The following is a 21,922-nucleotide window of genomic DNA, read 5'->3' on the forward strand; positions in this document are numbered from 1 at the left end:
GCCATCATGAACCTTCCCGTAAGATTCTATCCTGCCCAGAGAGCCGACAAGGCACCGGCATTCAGGCTTATGGCTCGGCACATGTCATCAGGATCGGTGTCATCATGCTCACATGCGCGTCGATCCGCTCGATCACAGACGCCGGAACCACGTCCCGTTCCGGAAGGCGCCACCAGCACGCATTGACCAGAGCGACGGTGTCGACCACAGCCTTCATGACCGCCGCCTCTGGTAACCGTGCCCGGTTGGCAAAGGCCTTCCAACGCGGTGCCGACAGCGCCTTGAACGACCGCTCTCCGCCGAGCGAAAGCGCCATGGCGTCGGCAGGCATGTAGGGCACGGTCGACAACACATCATATATCGGGGCAAGCGCTGGCCTGCTGCCATCGTCCGGATATATCAACGACCAGTTCTTCAGATGCATGTCGCCATTGCCGGTCACGGCCGCCAGCGCGAGCCGGCGCACAAATTCCAGCGCCGCGGCAGGCGAGACTGCCGCTACCAAGGCGGCCGCGATATCGTGACAGGCGGCGCCCTCATATTTTCGGGAAGGATAGACGCCGAATACCTGGGCAAAATCTTCAATATGTGTTCGCTCGCCATCGGCATCGCGGTCGAAGCGCCGGATCACCAATATCCTGCCATCTGCCCGCACATCGAGCTCTTCCGGAATTCCCTCGAAATCCGCCTTCTCGACCAATTCACGCTCCGGAACATCCATGCCGATCGCCGCAGCAAGGGCGAGGCTGACAAACTCGTTTTCGGATACACCCGGAAACGTTGTGGATGGAAATTTGGCAATATACTGGCCCTGATCATTCCCCAGCGGAACTGTCAGTCCACCGCCTTTCCCGGTGTTCTTCATCACCGACAGTTTCATCTGCACGCCTGCAAGAGAAAATCGTGCTTTGGGCGATGTCCCTATGCGCGTCCCTCGGACTGCTTTGGGCCCGCCACTGGGCAGAACCCGCACGGCCCCCGGCAGGTCTGCACCGAGCGCCGCCAGAAGATCGAAATCATTGCCCGGACGAACATCACCGGCATGATATCTTTCCATCGCCGTGCGCAACTTGTCCTCTGGCAGCAGGTTGGCGAAAAATGCCGGAAGCGCTCCGGCCAGAGGCTTGGGATCTTTCCGCAACCCCCCTGTTGCCGCCCGAAAGGAAAGGCTCAGGACCGGTGAGCCTCCCGTTGCACGATAAGCCGCGTCGAAGCTGAACGCGGTGAAATCGCCGGGCGTTCTGATGATCGTGCCGATCTTGATCATCTTCAGAAACACGTCCAGCGACTCGACCCTGCCAGAGGCGTGAGGGTCAGGCGCGTGAGGATGGCGGGCCATGGTCGTCCTCATCATCTGCCTGCACAACAAAGGCCGGCAGATCATCGTCGTCATCGGGCCGCATCAAAGCCTCGACGGCGGGAACCATGGCCTGCGGAACCAGCATCATTTCCAGCCCGAGCGCGCGCGCGATGTTGACCAGCGTCGTGGCACGCGCTGCCGCAGTGCCCTTTTCGATATCGCGATACCGAGGGCGCGATATGCCGGCCAGTTCGGCAACCTGTTCCTGTGTCAGCCCCGCATCCATCCTTGCCGCGCCGAGGCGTCGGCCGATGTCACGGAGCATGTCCGATGATGATCGCATCAAGCGCCCCGGAACTGTGACGTCCGCATGATCTGATCTGCAACGATATCCTTGTCGTGAGATCAGGTCACGTCTGCATGATGCCTTTACAGATCATTATCGTGAAAAAGATCTGTAAACATATCATATGACCGACAAAAGCACGCCACACCTCCCTGATCAGGATCGCCGTCAATCCCGCGCCACATAATCCTTGCGCGTGGTCTCGATCACCGACCATGTCCCGGTGAAGCCGGCGCGCAGGATGAAGCTGTCGCCGGCTTTCACCTCGCGGGGGGTGCCGCCATCTTCGGTGATCACCGAGCGACCGGCGAGGATGCGGCAATATTCCCAGTGGTCGCTGGTGAAGCGCCATGTGCCGGGGGTCGCCTCCCAGATACCGGCCGAGACGCCGTCGCTCAGATCTTCGAGCGCCCAGAGTTTGAACCGGGGGGCGCCCGAGATCACCGCGTCCGGGTTGGGAGCGGACTCCTCCGGCGGCATATCACCGGTCTGCATCGTGAAGAACCGCGTCATGAGGGCTGGCTTTCGATCGGTCAGCGCGCGGCGGCAGGGCCGCGCCGCTTCATCAGGAACAGGATCAGGGCCACCGCGACCGTGCCCACGATGAACAGGAAGGCGGCGGCGGCGATCGCCGGGCTGATGTTCTCGCGGATGGTCGAAAACATCTGCCGGGCCAGGGTGCGTTGATTGGGGCCGGCGACGAACAGGGTCAGCACCACCTCGTCGAGCGAGGTGGCGAAGGCCAGCACCGCCCCCGACAGCACACCCGGCAGGGCCAGCGGCAAGGTCACCCGGCGGAACACCGTCAGCGGTGTGGCGCCCAGGCTCTGGGCCGCGCGTTCCACCCGGCGATCGATGCCGGACAGCGCGCCGGTCACGCTGACCACCACGAACGGCATCGCCACCACCGCATGGGCGATGATCACGCCGATATAGCTGCTGGCGATGCCAAGCCGCACGAACAGCACCTGCATGCCCACCCCCAGCACCACCGCCGGCACCACCATCGGCAGCAGGAACAGGGTGCGCGCCACCCCCGCCAGCGGCAGATGACGGTTGCGCAGGCCCAGCGACGCGGCGGTGCCGAGCACGGTTGCAAGCAGTGTGGCGCCGCCGCCGATGATCAGGCTGTTGACGATCGACCGTTGCCACGCCGCCGCGGTCACCAGTTCGTCGAACCAGCGGGTCGAGAAGGCGGGGATCGGATAGGACAGGAAGACGCTGGAGGTGAAGGCCAGCGGCAGGATGGCAATCAGCGGTGCGATCAGGAACACCACCACCGCCACAGCGAACAGGAACCGGATCGGTGCGGGCATGACCTTACGCCCTCCCCGGCTGTTCGGCCGACAGACGGCCATAGACGGCATAGAGCAGGATGGTCACCACCAGCAGCACCAGCCCCAGAGCCCCCGCCATGCCCCAATTGGCCGATCCGGTGGCATAGAAGGCGATGACCGAGCTGATCATCTGGTCGCTCGGGCCGCCGATCAGCGCCGGGGTGATGTAATAGCCGATGGCGGTCATGAACACGAGCAACGCGCCCGATGCCAGGCCCCGGGCGCTGAGCGGCAGCACAACTCTCACGAAGGCCCTGAACGGATTGGCGCCCAGCGATTGCGCCGCCGGCACCAGATTCTTCGGAATCGACAGCAGCACGCTATAGATCGGCAGCACCATGAATGGCAGCAGCACATGGGTCATCGCGATCACCACGCCCAGCCGGTTGAAGATCAACGGCAGCGGTTCGCTGATCAGCCCCAGGCTTTGCAGCGTGTCGTTGATCAAGCCGTTTTCCTGCAGGATCACGAACCACGCGGCGGTGCGCACCAGCAGCGATGTCCACAGCGGCAGCAGCACCGCCGCCAGCAGCAGGTTGCGCCGCCAGCCCTCGGCGGCGGCGATCAGCATCGCGTAAGGATAGCCGATCACCGCGCAGGCCATCGTGACCAGGGCCGCGATCCAGAAGGTGCGCAGCATGATCACCCGGTTGGCCGAGGCTTCATCCGGCATCGAGACGATCTCACCCGCCGGATCGCGGACCAGATCGACGGCGGCCAGCAGGTTGCGGTCGGTATAGGGCGTGAGCGCGCCGGCGATCGCCCGCCAGTAGCGCGGCTGGTCCCAGCGCCGGTCAATGGCGGCAAGATCGGGCACCGTGCCGCCCGTGGCCTCGTCGGCCACCGTCAGCGTGCCGTCCTGCACGGCGCCGATGGTTTTCGACATCAGGGTGCGGAAGCCAGATTGGGCGCTGTTCAGCCGCCGGACCATGTCGCCCACCGCCTGGGTATCGGTCGCCGCCGCCAGATCGGCGACGATCGCCGCCTGCATGGCCGGCGTCGGCGGCGACTGGCCATCCCAGCCGGCGGCAGCATCCGCCGTGCGCGGCAGAATGCGCAGCACCGCCGGGTCCGACACCGCCTGCGACATCATCGTCACCAGCGGCCAGACGAAGAATACCGCCAGGAACAGCAGCAGGGGCGCGATCAGCAGACCGGCGCCGGCGATCTTGGGTCGCCCGCCGCTCATGGCGCGATCACCCGGCAATCGGCCGGCTGGAAGGTCGCATGGACCTGCGCGCCCGGCTGCCATTCGCGCGATTTGCGATCCAGGCGCACCGTGAAGCCATGGCCGCCGCCATCAAGCTGCACCCGCAGATGGTCGCCCTGATAGATGCAGTCGGTGACCCGTGCCGCAAGCGTGTTGCCGGTCGGCGCCGGCTGGTCGGCAAGCTCGATCCGCTCGGGCCGGATCGACAGCAGCACCGGCTGGCCGGCCGAAACCGGATCGGCGATCGCGGCCGTCACATGGCCACCCGATGCCAGGGCGATGCGCGCCTCGGTGGCGCCGGCCGCCTCGACCGTGCCTTCGACAAGATTGGTCTCGCCGATGAATTCGGCCACGAAACGGCTGCGCGGCTCGTCGTAAATCGCGCGCGGACTGCCGATCTGGGCGATCCGGCCGCGGTTGAACACCGCGATCCGGTCCGACATGGTCAGCGCTTCCGACTGGTCGTGGGTGACGAAAACGATGGTCAGGCCAAGCCGGTTGTGCAGGGCGCGGATGTCCAACTGCATCTGTTCGCGCAATTGTTTGTCCAGCGCGCCCAGCGGCTCGTCCATCAGCACCACCCGGGGCTCGAACACCAGGGCCCGGGCCAGCGCCACCCGCTGCTGCTGACCACCCGACAATTGCGCCGGCCGGCGATCGCTCAGCGTCTGCAACTGCACCATGTCCAGCACCCGGGCCACCCGCTCGCGGATCTCCGCCCGGCCGGTGCCGCGCATCTGAAGCGGGAAGGCGACGTTTTCCGCCACGGTCATATGCGGGAACAGGGCATAGCTCTGGAAGACCACGCCCATGTCGCGCCGGTGCGCCGGCAGATCGTTGATCGGCTGGCCGTCGATCAGGATCGTGCCGGAACTCGGCTGTTCGAACCCGGCCAGCATCATCAGCAATGTGGTCTTGCCCGAGCCCGATGGCCCCAGCAGGCTGACGAATTCACCCTCGGCGATGTCGAGCGACAGATCGTCGACCACCCGCAGATTGCCATAGGATTTGCTGATCCGGTCGAAACGGATACGAAGATTGGCCAACGGCGTCCTCCAACGGAACCTCGTGATCGGGCGGCGGAGGCGGGCGGATGGTCGTGCGGGGGAAGCCCCGATCAGGCGGCACCACCTGATCGGGTAACGATGGTCATCAAACCGCCCGGGCAAGCCGCCCTGGCAAACCGCTCCGGCGGATCAGCGTGCCAGCCAGGCGTTGAAGCGCCGGGTCAGTTCCTCGGAATTGTCGATCCAGAAATCGACGTCGAGCGGGATGGCATCGGTGATGTTGGCCTCCGCCGTCGGCAGGTCGGCGGCATATTGCGGGTCGACCCTGGCCGCCGCCTCGGTGTTGGGCAGGCCATAGGCAATCGCCGCCGGCAGCTTGATCATGTTGTCGGGCGTGCTGGCGAAGGCGATGAAATCCTGGCCCGCCGCCGCATTCTCGGCATCCTTCAGCACCACCCAGCTATCGATCGCATAGATGCTGCCCGGCCAGACCACCTTGAACTTGCGGTCCTCGCTCTTGTTGATCGCGGTGATGCGGCCGTTATAGGCCGAGGTCATCGCCACTTCGCCCGATGCCAGCAGTTGCAGCGGCTGGGCGCCCGCTTCCCACCAGACCAGGTTGGGGCTCAGTTCATCCAGCTTCTTGAACGCGCGGTCCACGCCTTCCGGCGTCGACAGCACGTCATAGACCTCGTCCTTGGCGACGCCATCGGCGAGCAGGGCGAATTCCAACGTGTATTTGGCGCCCTTGCGGAGACCGCGCTTGCCGGGGAATTTCTCGACGTTCCAGAAATCCGCCCAGGATGTCGGGCCCTCGGCCAGCTTGGCGGCATCATAGGCCATCGCCGTCGACCAGACGATGGCGCCCACGCCGCAATCGCTGCCGGACTGGGGCAGGTACTTGTCCTTGCCGCCCATCTTCGCCCAGTCGATCGTCTCGAACAGCCCGTCGGAGCAGCCCAGCGCCAGTTCCTCGGCCTCGACCTGCACGACATCCCAGTTGGGCGCGCCGGCCTTCACCTTCGATTGCAGCACGCCGAAACCGCCATCCCACGACTCGTCCAGCACCGGCTTGCCGGTCTTTTCGGAGAAGGGCTTGAAGTATATCTCGCGCTGCGCGTCCTGATAATTGCCCCCCCAGGAGACAACGGTCAGATCCCGCGCCATCGACGGCTGGGCCGCCATGACGCACAGCCCCGCCAGAAATACGCCGCCGGTCGCAAGTCTTCCAAATGCAGTCGTCATCAGGAACAGCCTCCCTTGGCTTCCCTCGGCCTCGCCCCCCTCGGGACAGGGATCACCAGCCACGCTCCCCATGGCGACTTGGTGATCTCGAATGGCCCCAAGGACCGCAATTGCTGCATCTTTTCGGGGGCACTGCAAGAATTTTCATGGCGTGTTCCCGAATGCCCCCGCGCTTCACAGGGGCGGTTCCGCCGCCAGTCCGCGCCTTACTCCCCCGACCCGAACAGCCGCCCGTCGCGGCGGGCGGCATGGATCGCCCGGGCGAAGGTCCAGCCGGCCACCACCACCAGCACCGCATCCAGCGCGAAGGCCGCCGCCAGATGCCGCCAGGGCGTGCTGCCGTCGATCAGCACCTGGCGCATGCCCTCGAAGATATGCGCCGAGGGCAGCGCCCAGGCGACCGGCTGCAACCATTCGGGCAGCACCTCGATCGGGTAATAGATGCCCGAGATCGGTTGCAGCACGAAGATCGCCGCCCAGGCCAGTCCCTCGGCCCCCAGCCCCACCCGCAGCAGCAGGCCGGCGACCATCAGCCCGATCGACCAGCCCATGATCATCAGCGCCGCCAGGAAGGGCAGCAGCGACCAGCCCAGCGCCAGCAGGTTGAAATGATACAGCGGCCAGGCCAGCAGCGCCGCGGCGCCCGTGCCGATCATCACCCGGATCGCCGCCACCGACACCATCGCGGTGACCATTTCCCATGGTCGGATCGGGCTGACGAACAGGGTCGCGAGATTGCGCGCCCAGATCTCTTCGAGCAGCGCCAGATTGATGCCCAGTTGCGATCGGAACAGTACCTCCCACAGCAGCAATCCTGAGAGCAGCACCCCGGCGGCCTGCGCCAGCCAGTCGGTCCGCGCGGCCAGGAACAGGGTGATCAGGCCCCACAGCAGCATCTGCATCGTCGGCCAGTAGACGATTTCCAGCAGCCGCGCCCAGGATCCGAACAACAGCCGCAGATGCCGCAAGGTCAGGGCATGAATGCGCATCATCGAGGCATGCGCGCCGGTCACCCTCTCGGGCGTGTGGCCAAGCGCCGCTTCCATGGCGGCGGTGGGCTTCGCCATACGTTCCGTGTTCATGCATCCTCCGCGCGGGCAACGTCCAGAAACACGTCCTCAAGGCTGGAGCGGCCATAACGCGCCAGCAGCTCGGCCGGTGTGCCGTCATCGACCACCCGGCCGGCGCGCATCATCAGCACCCGATGCGCCAGCCGCTCCACCTCGCCCATATTGTGGCTGGCCAGCAGGATGGCGGCGCCCGAAAGATCTCGGAACCGTTCCAGCAGCCCGCGCAGCCGGTCGCCGGTATCGGGATCGAGCGAGGCGGTGGGTTCGTCGAGCAGCAGCAGATCCGGGCTGTTCAGCATCGCCTTGGCCAGCGACACCCGGGTCTTCTGCCCGGCCGACAACCGCCCTGTCGGCCGATCGAGCAGCGCATTCAGGTCGAAGGCGGCCGATATCTCGCGCACCCGCTGCCCGGGCCGGCGGATACCATACAGCCGGGCATAGGTGTCGAGATTCTGGCGCACGCTCAGCCGGTGCGGCAAATCGACATAGGGCGACGAGAAATTCATCCGCGGCAGAGCGTGGCGGCGGTCGCGGGTGGCATCGCGGCCGAACAGCCACACCCGCCCGGCGCTGGGGGTCACCACCCCTAAGATCATCGACATGGCGGTGGTCTTGCCGGCACCATTGCCGCCCAGCAGGGCCACGGTCTCCCCCGCGCCGACGGTGAAATTCAGGTCGCCGACGGCCTCGACAGGGCCATAGCTCTTGCGCAGATGCTCGACGGCAAGGACGATCTCGGTCATGGATACCCGGACAGGATGAACGCGCGGCCCGCAATCGGCCGCGCATCGACCTGACCGAAGGTGATCCGGCCGCCAGTGCCGGTCAAGCATGGTCGCCGGTCAAGCATGGTCGGTGGCCGCCACCGCGATCGCCCGCCCTCGCCCGCCCCGCACAAGCCGGAGTTGCCCCGTGAGCCGCCTCGACAGTTTCATCCGCCGCCTCACCGCCCAACGTGCCTGCCTCGACCGCGCCGCCGGCCTGATCGGCGATCTCGACGGCCCGGTGCTGGAACTGGGCCTGGGCAACGGCCGCACCTACGACCATCTCCGCCATATTCTGCCCGGCCGCGACATCTTCGTGTTCGAGCGTCAGGTCGCCGCCCATCCCGACTGCATTCCCGACGACGCCCATCTGATCCTGGGCGATCTGGCCGCCACCCTGCCCGTTGCCATGGCCCGCATCGGCCGGCCGGCGGCGTTGGCCCATGCCGATATCGGCAGCGGCGATGTCGAGGCCACCGCACGGAACGCGGCGCGGGTGGCGGCGGTGCTGCCCGACCTGCTGGCGCCCGGCGCCGTGGTCGCCGCCGACCAGCCCCTGGCCGATCCGCGCCTCATCGCCCTGGCCCTGCCCGCAGATGTCCAGCCCGGCCGCTATCACCTCTACCGGCGCGCGGCCGGGGCGGCGGCATGACCACCAGAAGCCCCGGCACCAAATCGCTGGCGGCCAAAGGGCTGGCGGGACTGCCCCCCGGCGCCGTGCGCCCGCCGCCACCACCGCCCGCCCCCGATGGCGGCCGGGTACGCGCGCATACCCTGGTCACCATCCGCTGGCTGGCGATCGCCGGGCAGATGGCGGCGATCCTGCTGGTGTCGCAGGGGCTGAAATTTCCACTGCCGATGCTGGAATGCCTGTCGGCGGTGGTGGCGTCGGCGCTGCTCAATCTGGCGACCACGCTGGCGCGGCCGGCCAATGCCCGGCTGTCCGATGGTCAGGCGGCCCTGTTCCTTGGCTTCGACATCGCCCAGCTCGGCGTGCTGCTGCATCTGACCGGCGGCCTCGTCAACCCGTTCGCGCTGCTGGTGGTGGCGCCGGCCACGATCAGCGCCACCGTGCTGTCGCTGCGCTCAACCGTGGTACTGGCCGGGCTGTCGCTGGTGGTGGTGACGGTGCTGGCCTTCTGGCACCGGCCGCTGCCCTGGGATGGCGAGGGCGGCCCGCTTGCACTGCCGCCGCTCTATGTGGCGGGCGTCTGGGCGGCGCTGGTACTGGGGCTGCTGTTCCTGATCGTCTATGCCTCGCGCGTCGCCGCCGAGGCCCGGCGGATGTCCGATGCCCTGTCCGCCACTCAGATGGCGCTGGCGCGTGAACAGCAATTGTCGGCGGTGGGCGCGTTGGCGGCGGCGGCGGCGCATGAGCTGGGCACGCCGCTCGGCACCATCGCCATCGTCGCGCGTGAGTTGGAACGCGAGCTTGGCCGCGACGGCCCCCATGCCGAGGATCTGGGCCTGCTGGTCTCGGAAAGTGCCCGCTGCCGCGAGATCCTGGCCCGTCTGGCCCGGGCGCCGGAAGCGGCGAGCCCTGCCTTCAAGCGCCTGGGCCTGCCGGAATTGCTGGAAAGCGCCGCGGCCCCATATCGCCGCGCCGCCGGACCTGAGATCGTGGTCGAGATCGACCCGGCCACCGACCGCGCGCAGATGCCCGATGCGGCACCGGTGCCCGAGCTGATCCACGGCCTGGGCAATCTGGTCGAGAACGCCTCGCAGTTCGCGCGCGCGCGGGTGACGCTTTGGCTCAGCGTCGATCCGCGCTATATCACGGTCGAGGTACGCGATGACGGGCCGGGCTTTCCGGCGGAATTGCTGCCCTGGCTGGGCGAGCCTTACATGTCGACCCGGCGTGAGGCCGGCCGCATGGGCCTTGGCGTGTTCATCGCCAAAACCCTGCTCGCCCGCACGGGCGCCGATCTGCGCTTCGCCAACCGGCCCGATGGTGGCGCCGTGGTGGCGATGCGCTGGTCGCGCGATGCCCTGGCCGGCCATGGCCAGGGTGCCGCCCGTCCGGTATCGTTCTAAGGCCGCCGGCCGGGCGGCACCTTGGGTGTTGAGGAAGGAAACCGTGTCGATGTCCACGCCCCCACATGCCGACGCCGAAGACGCCGGCCTGATCGATCTGGCGACCGCCGCCCCCGAAGACCGGGTGCTGCTGATCCTCGATGACGACATGGCCTTCCGGCAGCGTCTGGCGCGGGCGATGGAGCGACGCGGCTTCGACGTCACCGCCGCCGGCTCGCTGGCCGAGGCGCGCGACTGCCTGCAAACACTGAGGCCGGCCTTCGCGGTCCTCGACATGCGACTCGATGACGGCAGCGGTCTCGATCTGGTGCCACTGATCCGCGAGGCCCGCGCCGACGCCCGGATCGTGATGCTCACCGGCTATGGCAATATCGCGACCGCGGTCGCGGCGGTGAAGGCCGGGGCGCTCGATTATCTGGCCAAGCCCGCCGATCCTGACGATCTGGAGCGTGCCCTGCTGTCGCGTTCGGGCAGCCTGCCGCCGCCGCCAGATCATCCGATGTCGGCCGACCGGGTGCGCTGGGAACACATCCAGCGGGTGTTCGAGCAATGCGACCGCAATGTCTCGGAAACCGCCCGCCGGTTGAACATGCATCGCCGCACCCTGCAACGCATCCTGGCCAAGCGCTCGCCGCAATAGCCCCGATGTGCCTCGCTGTGTAAACTGGGCCGGGGCGCCTAAACCACAAGCTGTGGCGCCCGCCGGTTCAAAACACTGCCGAGGCCCCGCGATGACCGTATCCGACGCCGCGACCACAGCCGACACCAGCACGCCCTATACCGCCGCCGACCTGCTGATCGACACCGTGCCACCGCCAATCGACCCGGCGGAGATCGGCCCCGGCGCCGGGCGCTTCCGGCTGTGGATCCCCGAACGCATCCGCTTCGGCGAAACCGATATGCTGGGCCATGTGAACAACGCGGTCTATGCACGCTGGCTGGAACTGGGCCGCACCCGCCTGTTCGACCTGTGCGGCCTCGCCACCCGCTACGACCAGGAAGCCCCGACCGTGATGGTCCAGGCGGAACTGCGCATCGGCTATAAGGCCGAACTGCGCTATCCGGGGCTGGTGATGATCGCCACCGGCGTGCAGCGGATCGGCCGCAGCTCGATCACCATCCCCCAGGCGCTCTACGCCAATGGCGTGTTGATCGCCGACAGCGACAGCGTCTGCGTCGCCATCGACCGCGCCACCCGCCGCCCCGCCCAGGTGCCCGAAGACCTCCGCCAGTCGCTCAACCGCTTCGCCACCCGCGAACCGGCAGCCTGACCGCGCACCCCGCCCGGACTTCCGCGAACCCCAAGCCCACACAAAAACCCCGGGAGGTTCGCGGAGCCAGTTCGCAAGCGACTTCAAAGGTTCAATTTTTTGAATGTTGCGTCACGCATGCCATGGAATGAGTCATCGGGGAGGTTCGCGCAAACGCGCTTTTTCAGCCAATGAAATCAGGCTATTAAAGGGGGGGGCTCGCTCCCCGTGCGGGAGCGTGACTTGACCGCCCCGCCTGCCCATGTGACGGTCCCACCTCGATAAGCCGGACCCCAGCCGGGCGCAGGACGTGGGTCAGCGCTCCCCCAACAGCACGGAACCATTGTCCGGGCGCACCATCGGCGGCCCGGCCAAGGCCGGCAGGGTTCAGATTTCTGCGTTCGGGTTCAGGCGCCCCCCCGGTGGATCACGTCCAGCACCAGGGCGGCCGCGCCGTCGAGGATGAATTGCGCGGCCAGGGCCGCCAGCAGAATGCCGAGCACCCGGCTGATCACGGCGGCGGCGGTTTCGCCCAGCAGCCGGTTCAGGCGCCCGGCGATCAGCAGCGCGCCCAGGGTCAGCGCCAGAACCAGCGCCAGAATGCCCAGAACCAGCGCCAGCGCCAGCCAGTCGCCGCCGGCGCGGGTGGTCAGCAGCAGGGTCGAGGTGATCGCGCCGGGGCCGGCGATCAGCGGAATGGCGAGTGGGAAGACCGAGACGTCCTCATGTTCATGCGTCAGGGCGTCATCCATGATCTCCGGCGCCGCGAAGGCGCTTTCCGCCGCCAGCATCGCGGCGGCGCCAGCGCCGATATCGGCGGCGTGGGCGGCTTCCACCTGCCGACGGCGGCGTTCGGTGCGGCGTTCGAACACCATGTCGAAGGCCACCACAAACAGCAGTACGCCACCCGCCACCCGGAAGGCATCCAGCGACACGCCGATCGCGCCCAGCAACGCCTCGCCACCCACCGCAAAGCCCAGCAGCACCAGCCCGCCCACCGCCACGCCGCGGATCGCCATGCGCCGGCGGGCCGCCTCGCCATGGTCGCGGGTCAGCGCGCCATACATCGGCGCCAGTCCGACCGGATCGATGATCACGAACAGGGTGACGAAGGCGCTGATCGCGAGTTCAATCATCGGTGGCTCCCTTGGTGATCAGGACCGTGATGGCGTGGTTCGCCTGATACCAGATCCTATCAGAGCCACGATGTCACGCCCGTGACGGTGACGGCAACCACCCGCCCCACCTCCGCCCCCGTCACCAACAGGATGCCCGTGCCATGACCGCACCGCCCCGGCCCCTCGCTATCGTCACCGGCGCCAGCGGCGGCATTGGCCGCGAGATCGCCCTGGGGTTGGCGACGCGTGGCCATGATCTGCTGATGACCGCCGGGCAGGTGGCACGCATCGGCCTGGAGGCCACTTCGCCGGCCGGCCGCTGGTGGTGTCGGGACGGGCCAACCGGCTGGGCGCGATCCTGTCGCGGCTGGCGCCACCGCAACTGGCGGCCCGGGTGGTGAAGCGACTGCACCCGGACCAATCCTGATCAGGCTGCGTCGGGCCAGTGCTCAACTCGGGTCACTGCTCAACTCGGGTCACTGCTCATGACGGGCCAGTGCCCCATACGCTCAGTTCAGCCGGTGCGGCGGCACCGGGCTCGCATACTCGGTGGGTGGCGGGGTCGGGCCGGATTGATGATGGATCATTTTCCAGGCGCCATCCTCGCGCGCCAGCAGGTTGGTGGCGATCAGCACCGCGTCGTTGATCCGCTCATAGGCGATCACCCGCGCCAGATCGCCCAGCACCGCCAGATCGACCAGGTCCACCGTCACCGCCGGCGCGTTGGGATTGGCCAGAATCGCCCGCCAACTGGTCATCACCGCCTCATGCCCCACCAGCGCACCCCAGCCGGGATGGATGCAGGCGACCGGCAGCCGCGCCGCCCAGGCGGCGGTCATGGCACCGAAATTCCGGTCGATGAAGGCCTGATAGAACGCGGCATGGGCGGTCATCACCGCCTGAAGATCGGCACGGCGGCGGCTGTCGGTGTCGTCGGTCATGGGCGGGTCGGCCTTCCTCTGCGGGGTTGTCCGGGGTTGCGGTGCGGCGGATGATCCTGACATATGGTGCGGGGCTTGGCCGATGGTGAGCCCGCAATCCGCGATCACGGAGCCCGACCGCCCGATGCCGCTGCCCATATCCGATCTGCCCGCCCTGATGCGGCCCGCCGATGGCCCGGCACGCCGGCTGGTGGTTCTGCTCCACGGTTATGGCGGCGATGGCCGCGAGATGGCCGGCTTTGCCCGCCGGATGGCGCGGCGGATGCCCGATGCCGCCTTCTTCACGCCCGATGGCCCCGAGCTCTGCCCCGATGGCGTGGCCGGGCTGCAATGGTTCGCCACCCCAGGCTACCAGCCGGGCTTCGTTGCCGGCGATCCGGCGGCGATGCCGGCCGCGGATGCCGCCGGCCATGCCCGCATGGCCACCACCGCGGCCGCGGCCTGCCCGGCGCTGGATGCCCGGATCGATGCGGTGCTCGACCGTCTGGGGCTGGATGCCCGCCACATGGCCCTGGCCGGGTTCTCGCAGGGCCAGATGATGTCGCTGGCGCTGATGCTGGGCCGGCTCAGGGCCGGGCGTCCCGCGCCATCGGCGGTGGTCGGTTTGTCGGGCACGCTGCTGGGGCCGGTTCAGGCCGTCTCGGTTCAGCCGCCGCGGACCGGATCGTTGCCGCCGGTTCTGCTCGTGCACGGCCAGGCCGACGACATCGTGCCCATTGCGGCGGCGCATTATGTGCAGGCGACACTGGCCGCGGCCGGATTTCCGGTCGATCTGCTGTCCCGGCCGGGGCTCGATCATAGGGTCGACCTCACCGGGCTTGCCGCCGCCACCAGCTTCATCGACCATCACCTGCCATCGGCCGATCCGGCCATGGTCACATCCGGAGACTGATATCATGACCGCGCAACCCGGCCTGACCGGCCCCGAACTGCTGCCCCCCGATGGCACGGTGCGGCGCGTCGTCGTGTTCCTGCACGGCTATGGCGCCGACGGCCAGGATCTCATCGGCCTGGCGCCGTTCTTTGCCCAGGCCCTGCCCGGCACCGCCTTCTATGCCCCCGATGCGCCCGAACCCTGCGAGATGTCGCCCTTCGGCCGGCAATGGTTCGGGCTCGATGACTACGACCCCGATCTGCTGCGCCGGGAACCCGCCAACATGGCCGCCGCCCATGCCAGAATGGCGGCGGGCGTCGCCCGGTCGGCCGGGCCGTTGCGCAGTTTCCTGGCGGCGGCGCTGGAAACCCACGACCTCACGGCCGACCGGCTGGCGCTGATCGGGTTTTCGCAGGGCACGATGATGGCGCTGGGTGTGGGGCTGGCGCTCAACCCGGCGCCGGCGGCGATCGTCGGTTTTTCCGGCGCGCTGCTGGGGCCGGTGCCGCCGGTGCCGGTGGCGGCCACGCGCCCGGCGGTGCTGCTGATCCATGGTGCCGCCGATCCGGTGGTGCCGGTGGAAGCCTCGGGCCATGCCGCCGCGAAGCTGAAGGATGCCGGCATCGCGGTCGATGTTCTGCGCCGGCCGGGGCTCGCCCATGGCATCGATCAGGCCGGTGCCGAGGCAGCGGCGGCTTTCCTTGTCAGGCACCTGCCAGGCTGAACGGATAGTCGCTGTCGGCCTGGACGGCGGCATCGGCGAAGGCCATGGCCGCCGGCTCGTTGCGGCCGCGCGGCCAGGCGGCCAGCACCTGCACCCGGGTTGCCGGATGGTCGATGGCGCGGATCTCCAGCCCTGCCGGCAGATTGGCGGCGGTGATCATGCTGGCCGGCAGAATGGTGAAGCCCAGCCCGGCCGCGACACAACCGATGATGCCGTCGAGCGTGCCCAGTTCCAGCACCGTCACCGGCAGCCGGCCGGCATCGCGCAGCAGCCGTTCGGCCCGGGCACGATAGGCGCAGCCACTGCGGAAGCCGATCAGGGGCAGCGGCCCCGACGCGGCCTCAGACGGCGCGTCCGGGTCGGTGCCGGCCACGCGCAGTTGCACCAGATCCTCGCTCCACACCGGCCGGGCGCTCAATGCCGGATGGTCCAGCGGGCCCGCGATCAGCGCCACATCCACCCGGTGGCGCAGCAGGGCCGCCACCAGTTCGTCGGTGGTGCCGGCGGTCACGCTGATCACACCACCGCCCGCGGGGCCGGCCCGGAACCGCGCCAGGATCTGCGGCAGATGGGTGGCGGCGATGGTCTCCATGGTGCCGATCCGCACCGGCCATGCCGACCGGTGCCCGGTATGACCGTCGCCACCCGGGCTGACCGCGCGGCGCGCCTCCTCGGCCAGCATCAGCAGCCGGTCGGCATAATCCGCCAGCCGACGGCCGGCATCGGTGACGTCCAGCCCCCGCGACCGGCGCCGGAACAGCGCCACGCCCAGATCGGCTTCCAGCCGCTTGATCCGCGCGGTCACCGCCGATGGCACGCAGTTCAGCCGCTCGGCGGCGGCGCTGGCACCGCCCAGTTCCGCGACGGCCTTCACCGCCGCCAGATCCACCAGATCCATGCAGGTCGTCCGTTCAGGCTGTTTGCACCATATCTGCAAGCAGCATCGACCGATTGTCGCTGGCGTGCAAGCGTGACCGGACCCATGATCGACAGGGCCCGGTGTTTCACCCTGCCCTGCCCTTCACCCGTCCGAGGTTGCCGCCATGACCACGCCGCCCAACGCCATTGTCGATACCGCGCTCACCCGCCGCTTCGGGCTGACCCTGCCGGTCATCCAGGCGCCGATGGCCGGCGGGCCGACCACGGCCGAACTGGTTGCCGGGGCCAGCAATGCCGGCGTGCTGGGCGCGCTGGGCGCGGCCTACACCCCGGCACAGGATCTGCCGGCGGCGATCCGCGCGATCCGCGCCCTCACCGACCGGCCATTCGCGGTCAATCTGTTCTTCCATCAGGGCCGCACCGCCACGGCGCCCGAGATCGCCGCCGCCCGTGCCGCCCTGGCGCCGCTGGCCGCACGGGTCGGCGCCGACCTGCCCGACGACGTGTCGGACGCCGCACCGCCGCTTGGCCCCCAGATCCAGGCGGTGCTGAACGAGGCCCCTGCGGCACTCAGCTTCACCATGGGCCTGCCGCCGGCCGGGCTGGTGGAAGAGGCCCGGCGCCGCGGCATCGCCCTGATCGGCACGGCCACCACCGCCGACGAGGTCCGCCGGCTGATCGCGGCCGGCATCGACATGATCTGCATTCAGGGCGCCGAGGCCGGCGGCCATAGCGGCATGTTCTCGGCCGACGGTCCGCCGCCGTCGCAGAGCTGGGCGTCGCTGATCGAGGCGATGGCGCCCGAGGCCGAGGCGGCGGGCATGACGCTGATCGCCGCCGGCGGCATCATGACCGGGCGCGGCGTGGCGGCGGCGCTGGCGCTGGGTGCCGCCGGCGCCCAGCTCGGCACCGCCTTCATGGCCACGGCCGAGGCCGGCACCAAACCCGGTCATCGCCAGTTGCTGCAGGCATCCGCCCGGGCGGGTGGCGCCATGACCGTGCTGACCCGCAGCTATACCGGCCGCTATGCCCGCAAGCTGCTGTCGGCGGGCGAGGCCATACCGCCCGAGCCGGCGGCGCTGGCGGCCTTCCCGGCCCAGCATGGCCTGACCAGACCGATCCGGGCCGCGGCCGATGCGGCGGGAGTGCCCGAGGCGCAGGCATACTGGGCGGGTGCCGGCGCCGGGCTGGTACGCCTGGATGGTATTGCCGTGGCAGAGCTGGTGGCCGCCCTGGGCCGCGAGATGCGCGCCGCCCTGACCCGCAGGCCCGGCACGCGCTAGCGCTGGTCGCACCGGCCATACTGGTAGTGCCGGCATGACCAACGGCCGTCGCCTGACGCAACTGTCCCATGTCGGGCAGCATGGTTGCGGCATCGCGCCCCGCATGGTTCCATGTGAAACATAGGCCGGTCGCATCCACGCGGCCGGTGGCCCGAGGGAACCGCAGGAAGGCAGGACTGTCGCAATGAGCAGAGACGAGGATTTCCTGGGCGACCGGCCACGCGGAGCCTCCGGCGACGGCGCCTGGAGCGGCCAGGACCGCAGCGCCATGATGATGCGCTATGACAACGAGAAGAAGAGCCTGCTGATCGCCTATCTGCTGTGGTTCTTCCTCGGCGTGTTCGGCGTGCACCGGATGTATCTGGGGGCCTGGGTCAGCGGTCTGCTGATGCTGGCGTTGAACGGTGTCAGCACCCTGCTGGCCGTGGTGTTCATCGGCTATATCGGCTTCATCCTGCTGTTCCTGTGGCTGCTGCTGGATCTGTTCCTGATCCCGGTCATCGTCCGTCGGCGCAACGAGGAACTGATCCGCCGCCTGACCACTTGATCCGCTTGAGCCGAACCGATGGCCGCCTTCACAGGGCGGCCATCACCCTGTCCACCCCGACCGAAAGATGCCCGACCGCATGGAGCAGATGTCGACGGAACTCGATGCCGTTGTCACCACCCTGAGCGCCCTTGCCGTGACCTATGGCATGGCGGTTCTGGGGGCGATCGCCATCCTGATCGGCGGCTGGCTGGTCGCCGGCTGGGCCGAACGCGGTGTAAGCCGCGCGCTGGGCCGGCTGTCGAGCATCGACCCGACGCTGCGCCCGTTCATCGCCAGCATCATCCGCTATGCGATCATCATCCTGACCGTCGTGATCGTGCTGGGCCAGTTCGGGGTGCAGACCGCCAGCATCATCGCCATTCTGGGCGCCGCCGGTCTTGCCATCGGTCTGGCGCTTCAGGGCACGTTGTCGAACGTGGCGGCAGGCATCATGCTGCTGTTCCTGCGCCCGTTCCGGGTGGGGGATTTCATCGATGCCGGCGGCCGTGCCGGGTCGGTGATCCATGTCAGCCTGTTCACCACCGAGCTGAAAATGGCCGATGGCGTGTATATGAGCCTGCCCAACAGCCAGGTCTGGGGGCAGGCGATCACCAATTACAGCCGCAACCCCGTGCGCCGGATGGATGTGGTGGTGGGTATTGCCTATGACGACGATATCGACGCGGCGCTGACCGCTCTGAAAGCCATGGCCGATGCCGACGACCGGGTGCTGAAAGACCCGGCGGCACAGACCATGGTGACCAATCTGGGCGAAAGCTCGGTCGACATCACGCTCCGGATCTGGGCGACGCTGGGCGATTACTGGAACCTGCGCTGGGACATGATCAAGGGCGCCAAGCTGACGGTGGAAGCCGCCGGCTGCAGCATCCCCTTCCCACAGCGCGACCTGCATCTGGTCGACACGAAGCAGATCGCGGTCAAGGTGATCGACGACCCGAAGATGGCCGGCTGAGCCGCCGGCATCCGGTGGGCCGGTTGCGGCCTCAGGCCCCCAGCCTGCGGCCATCGGCACCGAAGACGTGCAGGCGGTCCAGCCGGGCCTGAAGCGGCAGGCGGCTGCCGGCGATCGCATCCACCGGCCCGGCCAGACGCGCGGTCATCAGGCCGCGCGCCTCTCCGGCCGGGTCGGCCAGGGCGGCGCCACAGGGGCTGCATGGCCGGCCATGGATCAGGGTATCGGCCCCCAGCGGTTCCACCGCCGCCACATCCAGTGCGATGTCCAGGGTGGCCGCCCCCTGAAGCACCGTGGCGCCGGCGCGGTGCAGGTCTTCCGGCCGGATGCCCAGAACGCCATTCTTGTCATCCCCGGTCATACCGCCCAGTCCCACCGCCGCCGGATCGATCCGGATCGGGCGGTCGCCCTGAACCAGCACCGCGTCGGCCGCGATAGCCGCCGGCATGAAGTTCATCGCCGGCGAGCCGATGAAGCCGGCGACGAAGCGGGTCGCCGGGCGCAGATACAGATCCAGCGGCCGGCCGATCTGTTCGGCCCGCCCGCCATGCATCACCACCAGCCGGTCGGCCAGGGTCATCGCCTCGACCTGATCATGGGTGACATACAGGCTGGTGACGCCCAGGCGCTGATGCAGGCGCTTGATTTCCAGCCGCATCTGCACCCTGAGCTTGGCATCCAGGTTCGACAGCGGTTCATCGAACAGGAACAGCTTGGGCTCGCGCACGATCGCACGGCCCATGGCCACGCGCTGGCGCTGGCCGCCCGACAGCGCCTGCGGCTTGCGGTTCAGCAGATCCCCCAGGCCCAGCATGGCGGCGGCCTCGTCGACGCGGGCGCGGATCCGGTCCTTGCTCTGGCCGCGGATCTTCAGGCCATAGGCCATGTTGTCGAACACGGTCATATGCGGGTAGAGCGCATAGTTCTGAAACACCATGGCCACGTCGCGGTCGCGCGGCTCCAGATCGTTGACCAGCCGGCCGTCGATCTCGATCCGGCCCTCGCCCACGGTTTCAAGCCCGGCCACCATCCGCAGCAGGGTGGATTTGCCGCACCCCGACGGGCCGACCAGCACCACGAATTCGCCATCGGCGACGTCCAGCTCCACGCCATGGATGACCGGGGTGTCGCCATATGACTTGCGCAGGCCGCGCAGGGTGAGCGTGCTCATCGGGTAAGACTCTTCCGGAGTGAGTGGGCAGGACGGTATGACCGGTGGGCATGACCAAGCCGGTACGGCCTTGCGAGGCCGGTATTACTTTTCGCTGTCGACCAGGCCTTTGACGAACCAGCGCTGCATGCCCAGCACCACCGCCAGCGGCGGCAGCATGGCCAGGATGGTCATGGCCATGACCAGGTTCCACGGCGTCAGCTCGTCGCTGCCCGACAGCGCGCGCTGGATGCCGATCATGATCGTGGTATAGGCGGGATCGCTGGTCACGATCAGCGGCCACAGATACTGGTTCCAGCCATAGGCGAACATGATCACGAACAGCGCCGCGATGTTGGTCCGCGACAGGGGCAGGATGATGTCGAAGAAGAACCGCATCGGTCCGGCGCCATCGACCCGCGCCGCCTCGACCAGCTCGTCGGGGATGGTCAGGAAGAACTGACGGAACAGGAAGGTGGCGGTGGCCGATGCCAGCAGCGGCACCACCAGCCCGCCATAGCTGTTCAGCAGCCCCAGATCGGCGACCACCTGGAAGGTCGGCACGATCCTGACCTCGACCGGCAGCATCAGGGTGGCGAAGATCATCCAGAACCACAGCGTCCGCAGCGGAAACCGGAAGAACACGATCGCATAGGCCGACAGCAGCGAGATGACGATCTTGCCGATGGCGATGCCAAGCGCCATGACCAGCGAATTGCCCAGCATCGCCAGCACCGACATGCTGCCGAAGGTGGGAATACCCGTGGCCAGCACACGCGAATAGGTATCGACCAGTTCGGTTCCCGGCAGCAGCGGCACCACCCCCCGCACCATGGTCGCGGCCTCGTGAGTGGAGGTGACCAGCGCCATATAAACCGGGAACGCGATGGTCGCGAGACCGATCATGATCAGCGCATGCCGGATCACCCGGGAGCGCGCGGTGCCTTCGACCATGGCCATGGCATCAATTCCTTCGGATCGGTCTGATCATCTGGTCAGTAGTGAACGCGGCGCTCGACATAGCGGAACTGGATCACGGTCATCCCCGCCACCAGCACCATCAGGATCACCGACTGGGCCGCGGACCGGCCAAGGTCGAGGCCGATGAAGCCATCCTTGAACACCTTGTAGACCAGGGTTTCGGTGGCGACGCCGGGGCCGCCCTGGGTGACCGCGTGGATCACCGGGAAGGTGTCGAAGAACGCATAGGCCAGGTTCACCACCACCAGGAAGAAGGCGGTGGGCGACAAGAGCGGCAGCACGATCGAGACGAACCGCCGGCGCGGCCCGGCGCCATCGATCGCCGCCGCTTCCAGCAGCGAGCGCGGGATGGATTGCAGGCCGGCCAGGAAGAACACGAAATTATACGCGATCTGCTTCCAGGCCGAGGCCAGCACCACCAGCAGCAGCGCCTGATCGCCGTTGCGGACGTGGTTCCAGTCGATCCCGACCAGATCCAGCCAATGGGCGCCGATGCCGACCGTGGGATTGAAGATGAAGAACCAGAGCGCCCCGGCCACGGCCGGCGCGATGGCATAGGGCGCCACCGCCATGGCGCGGTAGAGGCTGCCCGTGCGCTTATCCGTCACCCCGTCGATCAGCGCCGCCAGCAACAGCCCGCCGGTCAGCGACAGCAGCATCACGCCCGTGCTGAACACGGCGGTGACGCCGAAGGCGTGGCGATAACCGGGATCGGCGAGCACCGCTTCGAAATTCTCGAACCAGACGAATTCCGAGCCGAAGCCGAAGGCGTCCTCGATCAGCATCGACTGTTTCAGCGCCTGCACCGCCGGCCAGACGAAGAACAGGATGGTGATCAGGATCTGTGGCGCCACCAGGGCGAGCGGCAGGGCGGTGCCGCGAAACAGGGTGCGTTTGGCCATGGGTG

The 21,922-nt window shown here is 68.0% G+C and carries 25 protein-coding genes; 10 read left to right on the forward strand and 15 right to left on the reverse strand.

The genetic code is table 11. The annotated features are described in order from the left end of the window. Window positions 1-67 precede the first annotated feature (67 nt). The 9 genes from WG924_RS07985 to WG924_RS08025 form a co-directional block, all read right to left on the reverse strand. Window positions 68-1,339, reverse strand: a complete 1,272-nt coding sequence (locus WG924_RS07985; RefSeq protein WP_345932489.1) for a type II toxin-antitoxin system HipA family toxin — start codon at window positions 1,337-1,339, stop codon at window positions 68-70. Then, window positions 1,314-1,643 (reverse strand): helix-turn-helix domain-containing protein, encoded by a 330-nt coding sequence (locus WG924_RS07990; protein ID WP_345932490.1) that lies wholly within the window; start codon window positions 1,641-1,643, stop codon window positions 1,314-1,316. The genes WG924_RS07985 and WG924_RS07990 overlap by 26 nt, the downstream gene beginning before the upstream one ends. Window positions 1,644-1,814: 171 nt before the next feature. Continuing rightward, window positions 1,815-2,159 carry a cupin domain-containing protein gene (locus WG924_RS07995; protein ID WP_345932491.1) on the reverse strand — a complete coding sequence of 115 codons (345 nt, stop codon included), beginning with the start codon at window positions 2,157-2,159 and terminating at the stop codon, window positions 1,815-1,817. A 20-nt stretch (window positions 2,160-2,179) separates the two neighbouring features. After that, entirely contained in the window at window positions 2,180-2,962 is a 783-nt protein-coding gene (locus WG924_RS08000) for an ABC transporter permease (protein WP_188577662.1), read from the reverse strand. A gap of 4 nt (window positions 2,963-2,966) precedes the next feature. Continuing rightward, window positions 2,967-4,235 (reverse strand): ABC transporter permease, encoded by a 1,269-nt coding sequence (locus WG924_RS08005; RefSeq protein WP_372044886.1) that lies wholly within the window; start codon window positions 4,233-4,235, stop codon window positions 2,967-2,969. Next, a complete protein-coding gene (locus tag WG924_RS08010) occupies window positions 4,169-5,239 on the reverse strand; it encodes an ABC transporter ATP-binding protein (protein ID WP_345932493.1) in 1,071 nt (356 codons plus the stop codon). The genes WG924_RS08005 and WG924_RS08010 overlap by 67 nt, the downstream gene beginning before the upstream one ends. A gap of 150 nt (window positions 5,240-5,389) precedes the next feature. Continuing rightward, a complete protein-coding gene (locus WG924_RS08015) occupies window positions 5,390-6,445 on the reverse strand; it encodes an ABC transporter substrate-binding protein (protein ID WP_372044885.1) in 1,056 nt (351 codons plus the stop codon). Window positions 6,446-6,651: 206 nt separating this feature from the next. Further along, window positions 6,652-7,527: an ABC transporter permease gene (locus WG924_RS08020; protein WP_345932494.1), complete on the reverse strand. Its 876-nt coding sequence runs from the start codon at window positions 7,525-7,527 to the stop codon at window positions 6,652-6,654. Then, on the reverse strand, window positions 7,524-8,258 hold the full coding sequence (locus tag WG924_RS08025) for an ABC transporter ATP-binding protein (protein ID WP_345932495.1): 735 nt from the start codon (window positions 8,256-8,258) through the stop codon (window positions 7,524-7,526). Before WG924_RS08025 ends, WG924_RS08020 begins: the two co-directional genes overlap by 4 nt. Before the next feature lie 169 nt (window positions 8,259-8,427). Between WG924_RS08025 and WG924_RS08030 the strand changes: the two genes are divergently transcribed. The 4 genes from WG924_RS08030 (at window position 8,428) to WG924_RS08045 (ending at window position 11,584) form a co-directional block, all read left to right on the forward strand. After that, the gene (locus WG924_RS08030; protein WP_345932496.1) at window positions 8,428-8,931 is read left to right on the forward strand and encodes a class I SAM-dependent methyltransferase; all 504 of its coding nucleotides are present in this window, start codon (window positions 8,428-8,430) and stop codon (window positions 8,929-8,931) included. After that, on the forward strand, window positions 8,928-10,313 hold the full coding sequence (locus tag WG924_RS08035) for an ActS/PrrB/RegB family redox-sensitive histidine kinase (protein ID WP_345932497.1): 1,386 nt from the start codon (window positions 8,928-8,930) through the stop codon (window positions 10,311-10,313). Before WG924_RS08030 ends, WG924_RS08035 begins: the two co-directional genes overlap by 4 nt. Window positions 10,314-10,362: 49 nt before the next feature. Continuing rightward, entirely contained in the window at window positions 10,363-10,953 is a 591-nt protein-coding gene (locus WG924_RS08040) for an ActR/PrrA/RegA family redox response regulator transcription factor (RefSeq protein WP_345932498.1), read from the forward strand. A 91-nt stretch (window positions 10,954-11,044) separates the two neighbouring features. Then, complete coding sequence (locus WG924_RS08045) at window positions 11,045-11,584, forward strand: acyl-CoA thioesterase (RefSeq protein WP_345932499.1); 540 nt, start codon at window positions 11,045-11,047, stop codon at window positions 11,582-11,584. A gap of 386 nt (window positions 11,585-11,970) precedes the next feature. Here the strand turns inward: WG924_RS08045 and WG924_RS08050 are convergent, their stop codons facing one another. Continuing rightward, window positions 11,971-12,699: a MarC family protein gene (locus WG924_RS08050; RefSeq protein ID WP_345932500.1), complete on the reverse strand. Its 729-nt coding sequence runs from the start codon at window positions 12,697-12,699 to the stop codon at window positions 11,971-11,973. A 143-nt stretch (window positions 12,700-12,842) separates the two neighbouring features. Between WG924_RS08050 and WG924_RS08055 the strand changes: the two genes are divergently transcribed. Further along, window positions 12,843-13,082: an SDR family oxidoreductase gene (locus WG924_RS08055; protein WP_345932501.1), complete on the forward strand. Its 240-nt coding sequence runs from the start codon at window positions 12,843-12,845 to the stop codon at window positions 13,080-13,082. Window positions 13,083-13,190: 108 nt separating this feature from the next. Here WG924_RS08055 and WG924_RS08060 read toward each other — a convergent pair whose 3' ends face one another. Further along, window positions 13,191-13,622, reverse strand: coding sequence for a nuclear transport factor 2 family protein (locus WG924_RS08060; protein WP_345932502.1), 432 nt, complete (start codon window positions 13,620-13,622; stop codon window positions 13,191-13,193). A 124-nt stretch (window positions 13,623-13,746) separates the two neighbouring features. Here WG924_RS08060 and WG924_RS08065 point away from each other — a divergent pair, with 124 nt between their 5' ends. Further along, a complete protein-coding gene (locus WG924_RS08065; RefSeq protein WP_345932503.1) occupies window positions 13,747-14,514 on the forward strand; it encodes an alpha/beta hydrolase in 768 nt (255 codons plus the stop codon). A 4-nt stretch (window positions 14,515-14,518) separates the two neighbouring features. Continuing rightward, window positions 14,519-15,220 carry an alpha/beta hydrolase gene (locus WG924_RS08070; RefSeq protein WP_345932504.1) on the forward strand — a complete coding sequence of 234 codons (702 nt, stop codon included), beginning with the start codon at window positions 14,519-14,521 and terminating at the stop codon, window positions 15,218-15,220. Here WG924_RS08070 and WG924_RS08075 read toward each other — a convergent pair. Further along, on the reverse strand, window positions 15,201-16,118 hold the full coding sequence (locus tag WG924_RS08075; RefSeq protein WP_345932505.1) for a LysR family transcriptional regulator: 918 nt from the start codon (window positions 16,116-16,118) through the stop codon (window positions 15,201-15,203). The genes WG924_RS08070 and WG924_RS08075 overlap by 20 nt on opposite strands. Window positions 16,119-16,263: 145 nt before the next feature. Between WG924_RS08075 and WG924_RS08080 the strand changes: the two genes are divergently transcribed. From WG924_RS08080 to WG924_RS08090, 3 genes are all read left to right on the forward strand, one after another. Next, window positions 16,264-17,382 (forward strand): NAD(P)H-dependent flavin oxidoreductase, encoded by a 1,119-nt coding sequence (locus tag WG924_RS08080; RefSeq protein ID WP_345932506.1) that lies wholly within the window; start codon window positions 16,264-16,266, stop codon window positions 17,380-17,382. A gap of 184 nt (window positions 17,383-17,566) precedes the next feature. Continuing rightward, the gene (locus WG924_RS08085) at window positions 17,567-17,929 is read left to right on the forward strand and encodes a TM2 domain-containing protein (RefSeq protein ID WP_345932507.1); all 363 of its coding nucleotides are present in this window, start codon (window positions 17,567-17,569) and stop codon (window positions 17,927-17,929) included. A gap of 79 nt (window positions 17,930-18,008) precedes the next feature. Continuing rightward, window positions 18,009-18,884, forward strand: coding sequence for a mechanosensitive ion channel family protein (locus WG924_RS08090; protein ID WP_345932508.1), 876 nt, complete (start codon window positions 18,009-18,011; stop codon window positions 18,882-18,884). Window positions 18,885-18,915: 31 nt separating this feature from the next. On the opposite strand, the gene ugpC is transcribed toward WG924_RS08090, so the two are convergent. The 3 genes from ugpC to ugpA all read right to left on the reverse strand — a co-directional run bounded on the left by ugpC (window position 18,916) and on the right by ugpA (window position 21,917). After that, window positions 18,916-20,055: a sn-glycerol-3-phosphate ABC transporter ATP-binding protein UgpC gene (gene ugpC / locus WG924_RS08095; protein ID WP_345932509.1), complete on the reverse strand. Its 1,140-nt coding sequence runs from the start codon at window positions 20,053-20,055 to the stop codon at window positions 18,916-18,918. 84 nt (window positions 20,056-20,139) lie between these two features. Continuing rightward, window positions 20,140-20,988 (reverse strand): sn-glycerol-3-phosphate ABC transporter permease UgpE, encoded by an 849-nt coding sequence (gene ugpE / locus WG924_RS08100; RefSeq protein WP_372045176.1) that lies wholly within the window; start codon window positions 20,986-20,988, stop codon window positions 20,140-20,142. A 41-nt stretch (window positions 20,989-21,029) separates the two neighbouring features. Then, entirely contained in the window at window positions 21,030-21,917 is an 888-nt protein-coding gene (gene ugpA / locus WG924_RS08105) for a sn-glycerol-3-phosphate ABC transporter permease UgpA (protein WP_345932511.1), read from the reverse strand. Window positions 21,918-21,922 lie beyond the last annotated feature (5 nt).

This window comes from Tistrella arctica, assembly GCF_039630945.1.
Lineage (GTDB): Bacteria > Pseudomonadota > Alphaproteobacteria > Tistrellales > Tistrellaceae > Tistrella > Tistrella bauzanensis.

Bases quoted from the DNA above. Each gene is read 5' to 3' on its own strand.
- WG924_RS07985 (WP_345932489.1), bottom strand. From the start codon at position 1,339: ATGGCCCGCCATCCTCACGCGCCTGACCCTCACGCCTCTGGCAGGGTC.
- WG924_RS07990 (WP_345932490.1), bottom strand. From the start codon at position 1,643: ATGCGATCATCATCGGACATGCTCCGTGACATCGGCCGACGCCTCGGC.
- WG924_RS07995 (WP_345932491.1), bottom strand. From the start codon at position 2,159: ATGACGCGGTTCTTCACGATGCAGACCGGTGATATGCCGCCGGAGGAG.
- WG924_RS08000 (WP_188577662.1), bottom strand. From the start codon at position 2,962: ATGCCCGCACCGATCCGGTTCCTGTTCGCTGTGGCGGTGGTGGTGTTC.
- WG924_RS08005 (WP_372044886.1), bottom strand. From the start codon at position 4,235: ATGGCAGCCGGGCGCGCAGGTCCATGCGACCTTCCAGCCGGCCGATTG.
- WG924_RS08015 (WP_372044885.1), bottom strand. From the start codon at position 6,445: ATGACGACTGCATTTGGAAGACTTGCGACCGGCGGCGTATTTCTGGCG.
- WG924_RS08020 (WP_345932494.1), bottom strand. From the start codon at position 7,527: ATGAACACGGAACGTATGGCGAAGCCCACCGCCGCCATGGAAGCGGCG.
- WG924_RS08025 (WP_345932495.1), bottom strand. From the start codon at position 8,258: ATGACCGAGATCGTCCTTGCCGTCGAGCATCTGCGCAAGAGCTATGGC.
- WG924_RS08035 (WP_345932497.1), top strand. From the start codon at position 8,928: ATGACCACCAGAAGCCCCGGCACCAAATCGCTGGCGGCCAAAGGGCTG.
- WG924_RS08040 (WP_345932498.1), top strand. From the start codon at position 10,363: ATGTCCACGCCCCCACATGCCGACGCCGAAGACGCCGGCCTGATCGAT.
- WG924_RS08045 (WP_345932499.1), top strand. From the start codon at position 11,045: ATGACCGTATCCGACGCCGCGACCACAGCCGACACCAGCACGCCCTAT.
- WG924_RS08050 (WP_345932500.1), bottom strand. From the start codon at position 12,699: ATGATTGAACTCGCGATCAGCGCCTTCGTCACCCTGTTCGTGATCATC.
- WG924_RS08055 (WP_345932501.1), top strand. From the start codon at position 12,843: ATGACCGCACCGCCCCGGCCCCTCGCTATCGTCACCGGCGCCAGCGGC.
- WG924_RS08060 (WP_345932502.1), bottom strand. From the start codon at position 13,622: ATGACCGACGACACCGACAGCCGCCGCCGTGCCGATCTTCAGGCGGTG.
- WG924_RS08065 (WP_345932503.1), top strand. From the start codon at position 13,747: ATGCCGCTGCCCATATCCGATCTGCCCGCCCTGATGCGGCCCGCCGAT.
- WG924_RS08070 (WP_345932504.1), top strand. From the start codon at position 14,519: ATGACCGCGCAACCCGGCCTGACCGGCCCCGAACTGCTGCCCCCCGAT.
- WG924_RS08075 (WP_345932505.1), bottom strand. From the start codon at position 16,118: ATGGATCTGGTGGATCTGGCGGCGGTGAAGGCCGTCGCGGAACTGGGC.
- WG924_RS08080 (WP_345932506.1), top strand. From the start codon at position 16,264: ATGACCACGCCGCCCAACGCCATTGTCGATACCGCGCTCACCCGCCGC.
- WG924_RS08085 (WP_345932507.1), top strand. From the start codon at position 17,567: ATGAGCAGAGACGAGGATTTCCTGGGCGACCGGCCACGCGGAGCCTCC.
- WG924_RS08090 (WP_345932508.1), top strand. From the start codon at position 18,009: ATGGAGCAGATGTCGACGGAACTCGATGCCGTTGTCACCACCCTGAGC.
- ugpC (WP_345932509.1), bottom strand. From the start codon at position 20,055: ATGAGCACGCTCACCCTGCGCGGCCTGCGCAAGTCATATGGCGACACC.
- ugpE (WP_372045176.1), bottom strand. From the start codon at position 20,988: ATGGTCGAAGGCACCGCGCGCTCCCGGGTGATCCGGCATGCGCTGATC.
- ugpA (WP_345932511.1), bottom strand. From the start codon at position 21,917: ATGGCCAAACGCACCCTGTTTCGCGGCACCGCCCTGCCGCTCGCCCTG.